Annotated in this window: 15 protein-coding genes and 1 other annotated feature (1 of these 16 running past the window's edge); all 15 genes read left to right on the top strand. The window is 37.1% G+C overall.

Annotation, left to right across the window (positions count from 1 at the left end):
- The first annotated feature begins 18 nt into the window (after positions 1 to 18).
- Positions 19 to 843: a DNA-formamidopyrimidine glycosylase gene (gene mutM / locus FN031_RS03005; protein WP_142557470.1), complete on the top strand. Its 825-nt coding sequence runs from the start codon at positions 19 to 21 to the stop codon at positions 841 to 843.
- Positions 843 to 1,448: a dephospho-CoA kinase gene (coaE, locus tag FN031_RS03000; protein ID WP_142557468.1), complete on the top strand. Its 606-nt coding sequence runs from the start codon at positions 843 to 845 to the stop codon at positions 1,446 to 1,448. The genes mutM and coaE overlap by 1 nt, the downstream gene beginning before the upstream one ends.
- A complete protein-coding gene (locus tag FN031_RS02995) occupies positions 1,435 to 2,634 on the top strand; it encodes a multidrug efflux MFS transporter (RefSeq protein ID WP_142557466.1) in 1,200 nt (399 codons plus the stop codon). The genes coaE and FN031_RS02995 overlap by 14 nt, the downstream gene beginning before the upstream one ends.
- Positions 2,634 to 2,783, top strand: a complete 150-nt coding sequence (rpmG, locus tag FN031_RS02990) for a 50S ribosomal protein L33 (protein WP_007519517.1) — start codon at positions 2,634 to 2,636, stop codon at positions 2,781 to 2,783. The genes FN031_RS02995 and rpmG overlap by 1 nt, the downstream gene beginning before the upstream one ends.
- 39 nt (positions 2,784 to 2,822) lie before the next feature.
- A complete protein-coding gene (gene secG / locus FN031_RS02985) occupies positions 2,823 to 3,056 on the top strand; it encodes a preprotein translocase subunit SecG (RefSeq protein WP_000282514.1) in 234 nt (77 codons plus the stop codon).
- 253 nt (positions 3,057 to 3,309) lie between these two features.
- A complete protein-coding gene (gene rnr / locus FN031_RS02975) occupies positions 3,310 to 5,652 on the top strand; it encodes a ribonuclease R (protein WP_142557464.1) in 2,343 nt (780 codons plus the stop codon).
- Positions 5,615 to 6,082: an SsrA-binding protein SmpB gene (gene smpB / locus FN031_RS02970; RefSeq protein ID WP_001051741.1), complete on the top strand. Its 468-nt coding sequence runs from the start codon at positions 5,615 to 5,617 to the stop codon at positions 6,080 to 6,082. Before rnr ends, smpB begins: the two co-directional genes overlap by 38 nt.
- A 14-nt stretch (positions 6,083 to 6,096) precedes the next feature.
- A complete protein-coding gene (gene tehB / locus FN031_RS02965; RefSeq protein WP_142557462.1) occupies positions 6,097 to 6,957 on the top strand; it encodes an SAM-dependent methyltransferase TehB in 861 nt (286 codons plus the stop codon).
- A gap of 200 nt (positions 6,958 to 7,157) precedes the next feature.
- Entirely contained in the window at positions 7,158 to 8,300 is a 1,143-nt protein-coding gene (locus FN031_RS02960) for a PDDEXK family nuclease (RefSeq protein WP_142557460.1), read from the top strand.
- Positions 8,301 to 8,403: 103 nt separating this feature from the next.
- Positions 8,404 to 9,360, top strand: coding sequence for a competence protein CoiA (locus FN031_RS02955; protein WP_142557458.1), 957 nt, complete (start codon positions 8,404 to 8,406; stop codon positions 9,358 to 9,360).
- Positions 9,361 to 9,378: 18 nt separating this feature from the next.
- Complete coding sequence (gene pepF, locus FN031_RS02950) at positions 9,379 to 11,181, top strand: oligoendopeptidase F (RefSeq protein WP_142557456.1); 1,803 nt, start codon at positions 9,379 to 9,381, stop codon at positions 11,179 to 11,181.
- Between the two features lie 5 nt (positions 11,182 to 11,186).
- Positions 11,187 to 11,900: an O-methyltransferase gene (locus FN031_RS02945; RefSeq protein WP_142557454.1), complete on the top strand. Its 714-nt coding sequence runs from the start codon at positions 11,187 to 11,189 to the stop codon at positions 11,898 to 11,900.
- 71 nt (positions 11,901 to 11,971) lie between these two features.
- Complete coding sequence (prsA, locus tag FN031_RS02940) at positions 11,972 to 12,916, top strand: peptidylprolyl isomerase PrsA (protein ID WP_142557452.1); 945 nt, start codon at positions 11,972 to 11,974, stop codon at positions 12,914 to 12,916.
- A 208-nt stretch (positions 12,917 to 13,124) separates the two neighbouring features.
- On the top strand, positions 13,125 to 14,336 hold the full coding sequence (gene ftsW, locus FN031_RS02935; protein WP_142557449.1) for a cell division peptidoglycan polymerase FtsW: 1,212 nt from the start codon (positions 13,125 to 13,127) through the stop codon (positions 14,334 to 14,336).
- A 28-nt stretch (positions 14,337 to 14,364) separates the two neighbouring features.
- Positions 14,365 to 17,190, top strand: a complete 2,826-nt coding sequence (gene ppc / locus FN031_RS02930; RefSeq protein ID WP_142557447.1) for a phosphoenolpyruvate carboxylase — start codon at positions 14,365 to 14,367, stop codon at positions 17,188 to 17,190.
- A 91-nt stretch (positions 17,191 to 17,281) separates the two neighbouring features.
- Positions 17,282 to 17,349: a binding site (T-box leader), on the top strand; it runs 154 nt beyond the window's last position.

Raw genomic sequence — 17,349 nt, 5'->3', positions numbered from 1 at the left:
TTTACAGAAGGAGGATGTATGCCTGAATTACCTGAGGTCGAAACGGTTCGACGTGGTCTAGAAAAATTGATTCTTGGAAAAAAGATTTCTAGTATAGATCTCCGTTATCCCAAAATGATCAAGACCGACTTGGAAGAATTTCAAAAGGAGTTACCTGGTCAGATTATCCATTCGATAGGACGACGTGGCAAGTATCTACTTTTCTATTTATCCGACAAAGTTCTAATCTCTCACTTGAGAATGGAAGGCAAGTATTTTTATTATCCAGACCAAGTCCCTGAACGTAAGCATGCCCACGTCTTTATCTACTTTGAAGATGGCGGTACTCTGGTCTACGAAGATGTCAGAAAGTTTGGGACCATGGAGCTGTTAGCACCTGAGCTTTTGGAATCCTACTTTATTTCTAAAAAATTGGGTCCAGAACCTACCAAGAAAGACTTTGATTTACTAACTTTTCAAAAAGCTCTTAAGAAATCTAAAAAGCCCATTAAAACTCACTTGTTAGATCAAACTCTTGTTGTAGGTTTGGGAAATATTTATGTGGACGAGGTCCTTTGGAGAGCTAAAATTCACCCGGCTAAATCTTCACAAACAATAACAAAAAAAGAAGCAAGAGCTATTCACGAACAAACCATGAGCGTTTTGGAGCAAGCTGTTGACAAGGGTGGCTCTACCATTAGAAGTTATACCAATGCCTTTGGTGAGAATGGTACTATGCAAGAATTACACCAAGTTTATGATAAAGCCGGCTTAGCTTGTTCACGATGTGGAACTATTATAGAAAAAATTCAACTAGGTGGACGAGGAACTCATTTTTGCCCAAGGTGTCAAAGGAGAAGTTGATGGGAAAAATTATAGGGATCACAGGAGGCATTTCTTCTGGAAAATCAACTGTAACAAATTTTTTACGTCATAGAGGATTTCAAGTGGTTGATGCTGACGATCTAGTACATCAGCTTCAAGCTCCGGGTGGTAGACTCTATAATATTTTAGTGGAGCATTTTGGCAACCAGGTTCTTTTAAAAAATGGACAACTTAACCGCCCTCTACTAGCTAGTCTGATTTTTTCTAATCCTGAAGAACAAGAATGGTCCAAAGAAACTCAAGGTCAAGTTATTCTTGAAGAGTTGGCTGCTTTAAAAAATCAGTTGGCTCAGACTGAATCTATCTTTTTTATGGATATCCCCCTCTTATTTGAACAAGGTTATGAATCTTGGTTTGATGAAGTATGGTTAATCTATTTAGACAGAGAAACACAGATAGAAAGATTAATGAATAGAGATAAACTATCTCTAGAAGCTGCAGAATCTCGACTTGCTTCACAGTGGTCTTTGGACAAAAAGAAAAAACTTGCGACTCACATTATTGATAATAGAGGAAGTCTTGATCAACTATTGAGTCAAATCATTTCTCTACTAGAGAGAGGTGAGTTCCATGAAAGAGATTAATTGGAAAAACAATCTTCGCATAGCTTGGATTGGATGTTTCTTGACAGGGGCTTGTGTATCCTTGGTTCTACCTTTTATGCCAATTTTTGTTGAAGAATTAGGAGTTGAACCAAGTCAGGTCACTTTCTATTCAGGGATAGCTATTTCAATCTCTTCTGTTTCGGCTGCTTTTATATCGCCTATTTGGGGGATTTTAGCAGACAAATATGGCCGTAAACCTATGATGGTTAGAGCAGGGATTGCTATGACTATTACTATGGGAGGCTTGGCCTTTGTACCAAATATCTTTTGGCTTTTAGTCTTACGCTTTTTGAATGGAGTATTTACGGGATACGTACCAAATGCAACTGCCTTAATAGCTAGTCAAGTGCCAAAGGATAAGTCAGGTTATGCTCTGGGAACAATAACATCTGGAGTTTTGGCAGGAACACTTTCAGGTCCTTTTGTTGGAGGTTTGATTGCAGAAGTATTTGGAATTCGAAATGCCTTTTTAGTGGTTGGAGCTCTGGTATCTTTAGCTGCCATCTTGACTATATTCTTTATCAAGGAAGATTTTCAGCCTGTAACCAAAGAAACTGCAATTTCAACAAAATATTTATATGCTAGTCTGAAGTATCCTTATCTTTTATTTAACTTATTTGCAACAAGTTTTGTCATTCAATTTGCAGCTCAATCTATCGGACCTATTCTCGCTCTCTATGTTCGAGAACTAGGGCAGAAGGAGAATCTTCTCTTTGTCTCTGGTGTAATAGTTTCTAGCATGGGTTTATCGAGTATGATGAGTGCAGGTATTATGGGACGATTGGGAGATAAAGTTGGCAATCATCGTCTCTTAATCTTAGCCCAAGTCTATTCAGCTGTAATATATGTACTTTGTGGCAATGCTACAAGTCCAGTTGAACTTGGAATTTACCGCTTTCTTTTCGGTCTAGGAACAGGGGCCTTAGTTCCCGGTATCAATGCTATTCTTAGTAAAATGGCTCCAAAAGCTGCTATTTCGAGAGTATTTGCTTTCAACCAAGTATTTTTTTACCTAGGAGGGGTGATTGGTCCTCTAGCAGGTTCATTAGTAGCAAATCAATTTGGTTATAACTCTGTCTTTTACGCAACAGCAGCCTGTGTTGCTCTGAGTTGTATTTTTAACCTAATCCAATTTAGAACATTATTAAAAGTGAAGGAAATCTAGTGCGTGTCAAAATTAATCTGAAATGTTCCTCTTGTGGAAGCATGAATTATCTAACTAGTAAGAACTCAAAAACTCATCCAGATAAGATTGAAGTTCTAAAATATTGTCCAAAGGAAAGAAAAGTTACTTTACATCTTGAATCTAAGTAGAAATTATGATAAAATAATAAGGATTTTAAGGAGTTTGATATGTATAACCTATTATTAACCATTTTATTAGTATTATCCGTTGTGATTGTGATTGCAATCTTCATGCAACCAACTAAGAATCAATCTAGCAATGTATTTGATGCCAGTGCAGGTGACTTATTCGAACGCAGCAAGGCTCGTGGTTTTGAAGCCGTGATGCAGCGTTTGACAGGAATCTTAGTCTTTTTCTGGCTAGCCATTGCCTTAGCATTGACGGTATTATCAAGTAGATAAGAAAATAATGGGCGAGACTAGATCTTAGCCTATTTTTATTTTTACACTCTTCAAAAATCAAATTCAAACCACGTCAGCGTCGGCTTGTCGTATATGTGTTACTGACTCCGTAAGTCCTATCCACAACCTCAAAACGGTGTTTTGAGCAACCTGCGCCTAGCTTTCTAGTTTGTTCTTTGATTTTTATTGAGTATTAAATGATGTTTGAGAAGGTTTTACAGTAAAAGAAAATAAAAAAATCTAGAAAGAAAACATGAAAGATAGAATAAAAGAATATTTACAAGAAAAGGGACGAGTCAGAGTTAATGACTTGGCTCAGGCTCTCGGAAAGGATGGATCTAAGGATTTTCGTGAGCTTATAAAAACGTTGTCCCTGATGGAAAGAAAGCACCAGATTCGCTTTGAAGACGATGGTAGTCTAACCTTAGGCCAGAAGAAAAAGCACGAGATTACTCTTAAAGGAACGTTTCATGCCCATAAAAATGGATTTGGTTTTGTTAGTCTAGAAGGTGAGGAAGACGATCTTTTTGTAGGAAAAAATGATGTTAACTACGCTATTGATGGCGATACTGTAGAAATTGTTATCAAGAAGGTTGCAGACCGACAGAAAGGAACAGCTGCAGAAGCCAAGATTATTGATATTTTAGAACACAGTTTGACGACAGTTGTTGGTCAAATCGTTCTTGATAAGGAAAAACCCAAGTATGCAGGTTACATCCGTTCAAAAAATCAAAAGATTAGTCAACCTATCTACGTTAAGAAGCCAGCTATTCAGTTAGACGGTACAGAAGTTCTCAAGGTCTTTATTGATAAGTACCCAAGTAAGAAACACGATTTCTTTGTGGCTAGTGTCCTAGATGTGGTTGGACATTCAACAGATGCGGGGATTGACGTCCTCGAGGTCTTGGAGTCAATGGACATTGTATCCGAGTTTCCAGAAGCTGTTCTTAAAGAAGCAGAAAAGGTTCCTGATACTCCATCTGAAAAGGACATGGAAGGTCGACTGGATTTAAGAGACGAAATTACCTTTACCATTGATGGAGCCGATGCCAAGGACTTGGACGATGCTGTTCATATTAAACCATTGAAAAATGGTAATATCGAACTAGGTGTTCACATCGCAGATGTTTCTTACTACGTAACAGAGGGATCTGCGCTTGACAAGGAGGCCTTAAATCGTGCGACCTCTGTTTACGTGACAGATCGAGTAGTACCAATGCTGCCAGAACGTCTTTCAAATGGTATCTGTTCCCTCAACCCTCAAGTCGACCGCTTGACTCAGTCTGCTATTATGGAGATTGATAAACATGGTCGTGTTCGTAATTATACTATTACTCAGACTGTTATCAAAACAAGTTTTCGTATGACCTATAGTGATGTCAATGACATCCTAGCAGGTGATGAAGAGAAGAGACGAGAGTATCAGAAAATTGTTCCTAGTATAGAGTTAATGGCTAAGCTCCATGAGACTTTGGAAAGTATGCGAATGAAGCGTGGTGCTTTAAATTTTGATACCAATGAAGCTAAGATTTTGGTGGATAAAAAAGGCAAGCCAGTTGATATTGTCCTTCGTCATCGTGGGACTGCAGAACGGATGATTGAGTCCTTTATGTTGATTGCTAACGAAACAGTTGCGGAACACTATAGCAAGCTGGATCTTCCTTTTATCTATCGGATTCACGAGGAGCCCAAGGCTGAAAAAGTTCAGAAATTTATTGATTACGCTTCAAGTTTTGGATTACGTATCTACGGAACAGCCAGTGAGATTAGTCAAGAGGCGCTTCAAGACATCATGCGTGCCGTTGAAGGCGAGCCATATGCGGATGTATTATCCATGATGCTTCTGCGTTCCATGCAGCAGGCTCGTTATTCTGAGCATAATCACGGTCACTATGGATTAGCTGCAGACTACTACACTCACTTTACCAGCCCAATTCGTCGTTATCCTGACCTTCTTGTTCACCGGATGATTCGTGACTATGGACGTTCTAAGGATGTAGCAGATCATTTTGAACAAGTCATTCCAGAGATTGCTACCCAGTCTTCCAACCGTGAGCGCCGTGCTATCGAGGCAGAGCGTGAAGTCGAAGCTATGAAAAAAGCTGAGTACATGGAAGAGTATGTTGGTGAAGAGTATGATGCAGTTGTTTCAAGTATCGTTAAATTTGGTCTTTTTGTTGAATTGCCAAATACAGTCGAAGGCTTGATTCACATTACCAATCTACCTGAATTTTACCATTTTAATGAACGCGATTTAACCCTCCGTGGGGAGAAATCAGGTATTACCTTCCGAGTGGGACAGCAGATCCGTATTCGTGTCGAAAGGGCCGATAAGATGACTGGTGAGATCGATTTCTCCTTTATTCCAAGTGAATTTGATGTGATTGAAAAAGGTTTGAAAGACTCTGGTCGTAAGGTTAGAGGGCGTCGTTCAGATAAGAAAGAAGATAAGAGAAAAGCTGGTCGCTTAGGTGATAAGCGCAAGCATTCTCCAAAAGACAAAAAGAAAATAAGAAAGAAACCTTTTTACAAAGAAGTAGCAAAGAAAGGAGCCAAGCATGGCAAAGGGCGAGGGAAAGGTCGTCGCGCAAAATAAAAAGGCGCACCACGACTATACAATCGTAGATACGCTAGAAGCAGGAATGGTCCTGACAGGAACAGAAATCAAGAGTGTTCGAGCAGCCCGCATCAATCTGAAAGATGGGTTTGCCCAGGTTAAGAATGGGGAAGTTTGGCTGAGTAATGTCCATATCGCTCCTTATGAAGAGGGCAATATCTGGAACCAGGAGCCAGAACGCCGTCGTAAACTTCTCCTTCATAAAAAACAAATCCAGAAATTAGAGCAAGAAACCAAAGGGACAGGGATGACCTTGGTTCCTCTTAAAGTTTATATCAAAGATGGCTATGCCAAGTTACTTTTAGGACTTGCAAAAGGGAAACACGATTACGATAAACGTGAGTCTATCAAACGACGTGAGCAAGACCGTGATATTGCGCGTGTTATGAAAGCTGTTAACCACCGATAGAAAGAGTGAAGAATATGGAAAAACTAGTTGCCTACAAACGTATGCCTGTCTGGAATAAAGACACCATGCCAGAGGCTGTTCAAAGAAAACACAATACTAAGGTCGGAACCTGGGGCAAGATTACCGTATTAAAAGGGACTCTTAAGTTTATTGAGTTGACTGAAGACGGGGAAGTTATAGCCGAGCACTTTTTTGAAGCAGGTGCTGATAATCCTATGGCGCAACCTCAAGCATGGCATAGAGTAGAAGCTGCTACAGATGATGTGGAATGGTACTTGGAATTCTACTGTAAACTGGAGGATTACTTCCCTAAGAAATACAATACTAATCCAGTTCATTCGGAAGTTTTAGAAGCTATGCAGACGGTTAAACCATGTAAAGCACTAGACCTAGGATGTGGCCAAGGAAGAAATGCACTCTTTCTCGCGCAACATGGCTTTGATGTCACAGCAGTAGACCAAAATGAGCTTTCTCTTGAGATCTTACAAAGCATTGTAGAGCAAGAAGATTTAGAAATGCCTGTCGGTATCTACGATATCAATTCAGCTAGCATTGGACAAACTTATGATTTTATCGTATCAACGGTTGTTCTAATGTTTTTACAAGCAGATCGCATTCCAGCTATTATTCAAAACATGCAGGAACAAACCTCTATCGGTGGCTACAATTTGATTGTTTGTACTATGGATACAGATGATTATCCTTGTTCAGTTAATTTCCCATTTACTTTTAAAGAAGGAGAATTGGCAAATTACTACCAGGATTGGGAATTAATCAAGTACAACGAAAATCCTGGACATCTGCACCGTCGCGATGAGAATGGCAATCGTATCCAACTACGCTTTGCGACCATGTTGGCTAAAAAAGTAAAATAAATATTAAGCGAGTAGATAATAGATATTATCTACTCATTTTTCTTAATGTAAAGTTTGAGGTCTTATAATCCTATTTATGTTATACTAGATATATAGATAGCGCTTTCAATTAGATAAGGCATAAATATCTCATTAAGTTTCAGTAATTTCATTTTAAAAGTTCCTACAATTAGTAGTATGTTCTTGTTCAGGAGGAAAAAATGTTCCGTCTCTTAGTTAAAATTTTTAACCATCACACCATTGAGAAAAATGTCTATCCAGCCTTCCTAACTGAAAGTGATGCGATTCTTTTTTTATCCTTAAGTAAAATCAAGGATGAAGAGAAAATATCCTTAAAACATTTTTTGATGGAGCAGGTACCTCACATTAAACAAGTGACTTTTCGTCAAATAAGCCTTGAAAAATTTTCCGAAGAATTGGATCCTGTCTTAACAAATTATAAAAGGGTTGTCTTAGATGTTTTCGGTAACGATTCTTTACTTGCTATCAAGCTATATGAGTACGGAATGGAAAGAAAACTTTCTATTCATGCCATAGATGTCGAGGGAGAGAAACAATATGCCTGGGATAGTGGGAGATTAGTCGAAAGTAATTTAAACATTCCTTCTTTATCTATCCAGCAATTGATAGAATTGCGTGGTGGTAAACTCATCAAATCGAAACAACATAGGTATAGTCAGAAACAAATTGCTGCCATCAAAAAACTAGCAAACTATGCGATTTCAAACCCAGAACAATGGTTTCACGTTACTCAATTCTTCGCTTTAGCAAAAACTGGAGATTTTCACGCTGAAACAGGTAAAATTTTAATGAATAACGGGAAACGATATCCCTATCCAGCGGCATTGATTTCCCTATTGACCGAAGCGGGAATGCTACACATTGATGAGGACAAGACGGATAAAGTCATTTATACTTTTCCAAGTTCAGAAGCTCAATTAACTTGCCGAACAAAGGGGCATATTTTAGAATTATATCTTTACCTTTTAGCAAAAGAATCAAATTTTTTTGATGAATGTATGATAGGTGCTGAAATAGACTGGAATGGTATTTTTCCTGAGATAGATAACGTACAAAATGAGATTGATGTCGTACTTCGTAAAGGAAGATCCATTATTTTTATATCTTGTAAAATGACAGACTTATCAGTTGAAGCCATCAATGAACTGGAAGTTTATGCCAACCATTTTGCAGGAGAATCTTGTCTGAAATTAATCGTGTGTTCGGGAAAAATCAATCCTGTCTATGCGAATCGTTGTCATGAGTATGGCGTCTTAGTTATAAAGAATAACCAGATTTCAAATCTCATTCCAATGTTAGAAAAGAGATTAAAAAGAAAATGAAGATAAGAGGAAGTAAACCTAAAACTGTTTTATAGTTGCGTAAAGACTGGTCTTTCCAGTCTTTTTTTTATTTTTTTCGAATAGAAAAATATAGGAGGACTAAATGTTTTTAGCAAGAGATGAAAAAGGGAATTTAGTGAATTCTTTGGAAGATGATTTAGTTAAACAAGATTACACTTGTCCAGCATGTGGATCCATAGTACAACTAAGAAGAGGACAGAATAAGAGAGCACATTTTGCCCATCAATCTCTTAAGAACTGTCAGTTTTTCCATGAAAACGAAAGTCCTGAACATTTAGGAAACAAGCAGGCTCTTTTTTATTGGGTAAAAAAGGATGATGAGGTGTCTTTGGAATTTCTTATATCTCAATGTCAACAAATCGCAGACATTTTAGTAAGAGGAAACTTGGCTCTTGAAATTCAATGCAGTCCCATAAGGCAAAGTATTTTGGCTGAAAGAAGTAGGGGCTACCGTAGTCATGGTTTTCAAGTTCTTTGGCTATTAGGAGAAAAACTGTGGTTAAAAGAACGTTTGACGCAACTACAAAGAGGATTCCTTTACTTTAGTAATAATATGGGGTTCTATGTATGGGAATTGGATTTGAAGAAGGAATTGCTGCGACTTAAATACTTGCTTCATCAAGACTTACGTGGGAAATTACATTATCAGACCAAAGAGTTCCCCTATGGGAAAGGTAATCTTTTAGAAATATTGCGTATCCCTTATCAGAAACAAAGACTACAGTGCTTTACTGTGGAGCAGGATAGATATATCTGTTCTTACATTCGACAGCAACTCTACTATCAAAATTCTTACTGGATGAAAAAGCAATCACAAGCATATCTAGTGGGGAAGAATTTACTTAATCTAAACTTTCAAGATTGGTACCCTCAAGTAAGTCCTATTGAAAATGGGAATTTTTATCAAATTGACAAAGACATCAGTGATTATTATCTACATTTTAAATCTTACTATGAAAAAAATCCTCAATTGAAACATCAAAAGCTTTATCCGCCAGCCTTTTATCAACAGTATTTTCTGAAAAATGTGGTAAAATAGAAAGGATGGAGGAAATTTATGGTATTACAAAGAAATGAAATCAATGAAAAATATACTTGGGATCTATCTACTATCTTCGCAACTGACCAAGCTTGGGAAGAAGAGTTAGCACTTCTAAGCAAAGACACGAAAGAAGCTTCTAAATTTGAGGGAAGACTTTTGGAAAGTGCTGCTAGCTTATTAGAGATTACAGAACTTTATTTGGATTTAAATCGTCGTCTTGAAAAACTATATGTCTATGCTCATATGAAAAATGACCAAGATACGCGTGAAGCCAAGTACCAAGAATACTACGCAAAGGCTATGACACTATATAGTCAATTAGATCAAGTCTTTTCTTTCTATGAGCCTGAGTTTATGAAGATTACTGAAGAACAGTATCATGCTTTCTTAGAGGCAGAGCCAAAGCTTCAGATATATAAACATTTTTTTGATACATTATTGCAAAATAAGGATCATGTTCTTTCTCAACGTGAAGAAGAACTACTTGCTGGAGCCGGAGAAATTTTTGGTTCGGCTAGTGAGACTTTTGCAATCTTGGACAATGCTGATATTACCTTTCCTTATGTACTAGATGATGAAGGAAATGAAGTGCAACTATCACACGGGACCTACTCACGCTTAATGGAATCAAAAAATCGTGAGGTACGTCGTGGCGCTTATGAAGCTCTCTATTCAACTTATAAGCAGTTCCAACATACATATGCTAAAACACTTCAAACAAACGTAAAAGTACAAAACTATCGTGCTAAAGTGCGCAATTACCAAAGTGCACGTCAGGCAGCTCTTGCAGCTAACTTTGTACCTGAAAGTGTATATGATAATCTGGTGTCAGCTGTTCGTAAGCATTTGCCACTTTTGCAACGATATCTTGACCTTCGTTCAAAAATTTTGGGTATACCAGATCTCAAAATGTACGATGTTTACACACCACTTTCATCAGTTAAATACAGCTTTACGTATGAGGAGGCCTTGAAGAAGGCAGAGGAAGCTTTAGCTGTTCTTGGTGAGGATTACTTGAGTCGTGTTAAACGCGCCTTTAGCGAACGTTGGATTGATGTGTATGAAAATCAAGGCAAACGTTCAGGTGCATATTCAGGTGGTTCCTACGATACTAATGCCTTCATGCTTCTTAACTGGCAGGATAACCTAGACAATCTCTTTACTCTTGTACATGAGACAGGTCACAGTATGCATTCTAGCTACACGCGTGAAACACAACCTTATGTATACGGAGATTACTCAATCTTCTTGGCAGAAATTGCTTCAACAACCAATGAAAATATCTTAACTGAAAAATTATTGCAAGAAGTTCAAGATGACGCAACACGCTTCGCTATTCTAAACAACTTCTTGGATGGTTTCCGTGGAACAGTGTTCCGCCAAACTCAATTTGCTGAATTTGAACATGCTATTCACCAAGCCGATCAAAATGGAGAAGTCTTGACTAGTGAGTTCTTAAATGAACTTTATGCTGACTTGAATGAAACATATTATGGTTTGAAAAAAGAAGACAACCCTGAAATTCAATATGAATGGGCTCGTATTCCTCATTTCTACTATAACTATTATGTTTATCAATATTCAACAGGTTTTGCTGCTGCTTCAGCCCTAGCTGAAAAGATTGTTCACGGTAGTCAAGAAGATCGTGACCGCTATATTGATTACCTCAAGGCTGGTAAGTCTGATTATCCACTCAATGTTATGAGAAAAGCTGGCGTTGATATGGAAAAAGAAGACTACCTCAACGATGCTTTTGCAGTCTTTGAACGTCGCTTAAATGAGTTTGAAGCACTTATAGAAAAATTAGAATTGGCATAAGATCCATGGTAGAATCTTATAGTAAAAATGCCAATCACAACATGCGTAGACCTGTTGTCAAACAAGAAATCGTTGATTTTATGAGAAATCGTCAAATGCAGGTGACGGGGCCACTGAAAGAACTTGAGGATTTTGCTCGCAAAGAAAATATTCCAATTATTCCTCATGAAACAGTTGCTTATTTTCGTTTTTTGATGGAGACTATGCAACCTAAGAATATCTTGGAAATTGGGACTGCTATCGGTTTTTCTGCTCTCTTGATGGCTCAACATTCACCAGAATCTAAGATTACCACGATTGATCGTAATCCTGAAATGATTGGTTTTGCCAAGGAAAATTTCGCAAAGTTTGATAGTCGCCAGCAAATCACATTGCTTGAAGGTGACGCAGTAGATGTTTTATCCACTCTCACAGAATCTTATGATTTTGTATTTATGGATTCTGCTAAGTCTAAATACATCATCTTTCTTCCTGAAATTCTAAAGCATTTAGAAGTTGGTGGAGTAGTAGTCTTAGATGATATTTTTCAAGGTGGAGATGTGGCAAAGGATATTATGGAGGTTCGACGTGGTCAACGAACCATTTATCGTGGCTTACAACGGCTTTTTGAAGCGACTTTGGACAATCCGGGTTTGACAGCTAGCTTAGTTCCTCTTGGTGATGGTATACTTATGCTGAGAAAAAATAAAGCTGATGTTAAATTACCAGATTTTGAGTAATTTTTAGATATTTTTAAGACAATTTAGTAAAATAGTTAGGGTAATCGTTTTTCTAACATAAAGGAGTAAACATGAAGAAAAAATTTTTGGCTGGTGCCATTACATTATTGTCAGTAGCTACTTTAGCTGCATGTTCAACTAGTTCTCAAGGAGCTGACTTAATCAGTATGAAGGGTGATGTAATCACTGAACATCAATTCTTTGAAGAAGTTAAGAATAATCCAACTGCTCAACAAGTCTTGCTTAACATGACGATTCAAAAGGTTTTTGAAAAACAATATGGTTCAGAAGTTAGTGATAAAGACGTTGATGATGCAGTAGCTGAAGAACAAAAAAAATATGGAGACAGTTATCAAACTGTTCTTGCTCGTGCAGGTATGACTGCTGAAAGCCGTAAACAACAAATTCGTACAAGTAAGTTGGTAGAATATGCTGTGAAAAAGGCTGCTGAAGCAGAATTAACTGATGAAAACTACAAAAAAGCTTATGAAGAGTATACTCCAGAAGTAACTGCTCAAATCATCCGTCTTGATAGTGAAGAAAAGGCTAAGGAAGTACTTGCAAAAGCAAAAGAATCAGGAGCTGACTTTACTCAACTTGTAAAAGACAATACAACAGACGAGAAGGCAAAAGAAAACGGGGGCGAAATCACATTTGACTCTGCATCTACAGAATTGCCTGCGGCTGTTAAGAAAGCAGCTTTTGCACTAGATGTTGATGGAATCTCAGATGTGATTACAGCTCCAGGTACACAAGCTTATTCAAACAGCTTCTATATTGTAAAATTAATTAAGAAGACAGAAAAATCTTCTAACTGGGAAGATTATAAAGAAAAATTGAAGACAGTTATCCTGACTCAAAAACAAAATGATGCTACTTTTGTCCAAGGTGTCATTAGTAAAGAGTTGCAGGCAGCAAATATCAAGGTCAAAGACCCAGCCTTCCAGACTATCTTTACACAATATATTCAAGGTGAATCTTCAGGCGAAAATAACACAACTACAACATCTAACTAATTTTTAATAAAACTACCTTTCGTTTTCGAAAGGTAGTTTTTTGCTGACGATATTGTTGACTACAAACAGAACTAGAATATCTGATTGATTTTATTTGGTTAAATAGGTGCTTTAATGGGTAAGAGTTTTTTTCTAGCCTAAAAAATGGTATAATAACTAGTAAAACTAAAAATAATAAAAAATTGAATTTTATGATAGATGGTGAAGTATGAAAATTAGTAAACGGCACCTGTTGAATTATTCCATTTTAGTCCCTTATATACTTTTATCTGTATTGGGATTGATAGTAGTCTATTCAACAACCAGTGCATCTTTAATCCAAGAAGGTAAGAGTGCCTTTCAATTAGTTCGAAATCAAGGTTTGTTCTGGATTGTTAGTTTATTCTTGATTGCTTTAATTTATAAATTAAAATTAGGATTCTTAAAGAATGAACGCTTGCTCTTCATTGTTATGTTTGTTGAGCTAGTCTTATTGGCCTTAGCTCGTTTAGTTGGGATTCCCATCAATGGAGCTTATGGTTGGATTAAGGTTGGACCGGTTACGATTCAGCCTGCTGAGTACCTAAAGATTATTATTATTTGGTATCTTGCTCAACGTTTTTCTAAACAACAAGAAGAAATTGGCGTATATGATTTCCAAGTTTTGACACAAAATCAGTGGTTTCCGAGAGCTTTTAACGATTGGCGTTTTGTTCTTTTGGTAATGATTGGTAGTTTGGCTATTTTTCCAGACCTGGGAAATGCAACCATTTTACTATTGGTATCTATACTAATGTATACAATTAGTGGTATTGCCCATCGCTGGTTTGGAACTATCATAGGTTTGCTAATAGGAGCGTCTACCCTATCATTGACGGCTATTAAGATTATTGGTGTTGAGAAATTTTCTAAAATACCTGTGTTTGGTTATGTAGCAAAACGCTTTAGCGCCTTTTTCAATCCCTTTGATGATGTAGCTGGAGCTGGGCACCAATTGGCCAATTCCTATTATGCCATGGTTAATGGTGGATGGTTTGGTTTAGGTTTAGGAAATTCCATTGAAAAACGAGGTTATCTACCAGAAGCTCATACGGATTTTGTATTTTCGATTGTTATCGAAGAATTTGGATTTGTTGGAGCTAGTCTTATTTTAGCCCTTGTTTTCTTCTTGATTTTGCGTATTATTTTGGTTGGTATTAGAGCTAAGGATCCTTTTAATTCAATGATGGCAATTGGTATTGGTGGAATGATTTTAGTCCAGGTATTTGTTAATATTGGTGGGATCTCAGGTTTGATTCCATCTACTGGCGTTACCTTCCCCTTCCTATCCCAAGGGGGAAATAGTCTCTTGGTTCTTTCTGTAGCAATTGCTTTTGTACTGAATATTGATGCCAGTGAGAAACGTGCGGGGCTTTATAACGAAATAGAAACACAATTCTAAGATAACATAGGTAAGAAGGAGAAAATAAATGTCTCTTCAAAAATTAGAAAATTTTAGTAATAAAACTGTTGTTCAAGAAGAAGTGCAAATTTTAACGGATTTACTTGAAGAAATCACAAAAAATATGCTTGCACCTGAGACTTTTGATAAAATTATGCAGTTGAAAGAATTATCAACGTCTGAAGATTATCAAGGTCTCAACAAGATTGTAACCACTCTTTCAAATGAGGAGATGGTCTATATTTCTCGTTATTTTTCAATTTTACCTCTACTGATTAATATCTCAGAAGATGTTGACTTGGCTTACGAAATTAACCATTTAAATAATGTTGATCAAGATTATCTAGGTAAACTTTCTACAACCATTAAAATGGTCGCTGAAAAAGAAAATGCTACAGAGATTCTTGAGCAATTAAATGTTGTGCCAGTTCTAACTGCTCATCCAACTCAGGTACAACGTAAGAGTATGTTGGACTTAACAAATCATATCCATACACTATTACGTAAATACCGTGATGTAAGAATGGGCTTAATCAACAAGGACAAATGGCATAACGATCTTCGTCGTTACATTGAAATCATCATGCAAACTGACATGATTCGTGAGAAGAAACTAAAGGTAACTAATGAGATTACCAATGTCATGGAGTACTACAATAGCTCTTTCTTACAAGCTGTTCCTAATCTAATGCTAGAGTATAAACGTCTTGCAAAAGAGCAAGGAATTGATTTGAAACAGGCCAAGCCCATTACTATGGGTATGTGGATTGGTGGAGACCGAGATGGGAATCCATTTGTAACAGCTGAGACTCTCAAGCGATCAGCTACAATTCAAAGTGAAGTAATCCTAAACTACTATATCAGTAAAATTTCTACTCTCTATTTAAATTTCTCGCTATCAACTAATTTATCTAAAACGAGTAAAGCTGTTGAAGAGATGGCGGAACAATCAGGTGATACATCAGTCTTTCGTGAAAAAGAACCTTATCGTAGAGCTTTCCATTTGATTCAATCAAAATTAATTCAAACTTTATTGAATTTAAAAGAGTGGGCACTTGTTGGTTCATCAGTTGATGAACGCCACTCTATTGAGACTTTTCTTAGAGCGAATAGTCACCAACAGGGTGTGATCTCTGATTATATTGGAAATCGAATTACTGGAGCTATTCAGGAATTGGCTGAAGATCGACCTCCTTATTACAATACGGTTGAAGAATTTAAAAATGATCTATATATCATTCATGATTCCTTGATTGAGAATAAGGCAGAAGCCTTAATTACGGGTGAATTTGCAGAGCTTTTAGAAGCAGTAGAAGTCTTTGGTTTCTACTTGGCTTCTATCGATATGCGTCAAGATTCTAGTGTTCATGAAGCCTGTGTAGCTGAATTGCTTGCATCCGCTGGTATCAATGACCACTATAGCGACTTATCTGAAGATGAGAAATGTGACTTGCTCTTACATGAGCTGCTAGAGGATCCTCGCATTTTGTCTGCAACTCATGCGCAAAAATCAGAACTGCTTGAAAAAGAATTGGCTATCTTCCAAACTGCTCGTGAATTAAAAGACCGCTTAGGGGAAGATGTCATTCGTCAAACCATTATCTCTCACGCAACTAGTGTGTCTGATATGTTAGAACTTGCTATTATGCTCAAAGAAGTTGGCCTTGTGGATGCAGAAAAAGCGCGTGTTCAAATTGTTCCTCTATTTGAGACTATTGAAGACTTGGACCATTCTGAAGAAACCATGAGAAAATACTTCTCACTCCCATTAGCTAAAAAATGGATTGCTTCAAAAAATAATTATCAGGAAATCATGCTTGGCTACTCTGACAGTAACAAAGATGGTGGTTACCTATCTTCATGTTGGACCCTTTATAAGGCTCAACAACAACTAACAGCTATCGGTGATGAATTTGGTGTTAAAGTAACCTTCTTCCATGGACGTGGTGGGACTGTTGGCCGTGGTGGTGGACCAACATACGATGCCATTGCTTCTCAACCGCTCAAGTCAATTAAAGACCGTATCCGCCTTACTGAGCAAGGTGAAGTCATTGGCAATAAATACGGTAATAAAGACGCAGCCTACTATAACTTAGAAATGTTAGTATCAGCAGCCATCAATCGGATGATTACACAGAAGAAGAGTGACACCAATACTTCAAATCGTTATGAGGCCATTATGGACCAGGTAGTTAACCGTTCTTATGATATTTACCGTGATTTGGTATTTGGAAACGAACATTTCTATGACTACTTCTTTGAGTCAAGTCCAATCAAGAATATTTCAAGCTTTAATATTGGCTCTCGTCCAGCTGCTCGTAAAACCATTACTGAAATTGGTGGATTGCGTGCTATTCCATGGGTATTTTCTTGGTCACAAAGTCGTGTTATGTTTCCAGGTTGGTATGGCGTAGGTTCTAGTTTTAAGGAATTTATTGACCAAGATCCAAAAAATATTGAATACCTTCGAGATATGTATCAAAACTGGCCATTCTTCCAGTCACTACTTTCTAACGTAGACATGGTCTTATCAAAATCAAATATGAATATTGCATTTGAGTATGCTAAACTATGTGAAAGCGAAGAAGTACAAGCGATCTATTATACAATTTTGGACGAATGGCAATTAACTAAGAATGTGATTTTAGCAATCGAAGGACATGATGAGCTCTTAGCAGAAAACCCATATTTGAAGGCCAGTCTAAACTATCGTATGCCTTACTTCAATATTTTAAACTATATTCAGCTAGAGCTAATCAAACGTCAACGTCATGGACAACTATCTTCAAATGAAGAAAAATTAATCCATACGACTATTAACGGAATCGCTACAGGACTACGAAATTCAGGTTAATTTTAAGATATTTTTTTATAAAATCCGTAAGAATTTTACATATTAAAAAAAATAATTCATAAAATCACTTGACAAGCATTTTTAAAATGATATAATCGAATCATTCAGAAAGTAATCATTAAAATTTTTTAGAGAGTCTGTGGTTGGTGGAAACAGATA

The sequence above is a fragment of the Streptococcus mitis genome, assembly GCF_902159415.1.
In the GTDB taxonomy this organism is placed as follows: Bacteria; Bacillota; Bacilli; order Lactobacillales; family Streptococcaceae; genus Streptococcus; species Streptococcus mitis_BG.
The sequence above is the reverse complement of the archived record's forward strand: the minus strand, read 5'-3'. Positions and strand labels throughout refer to the sequence as shown.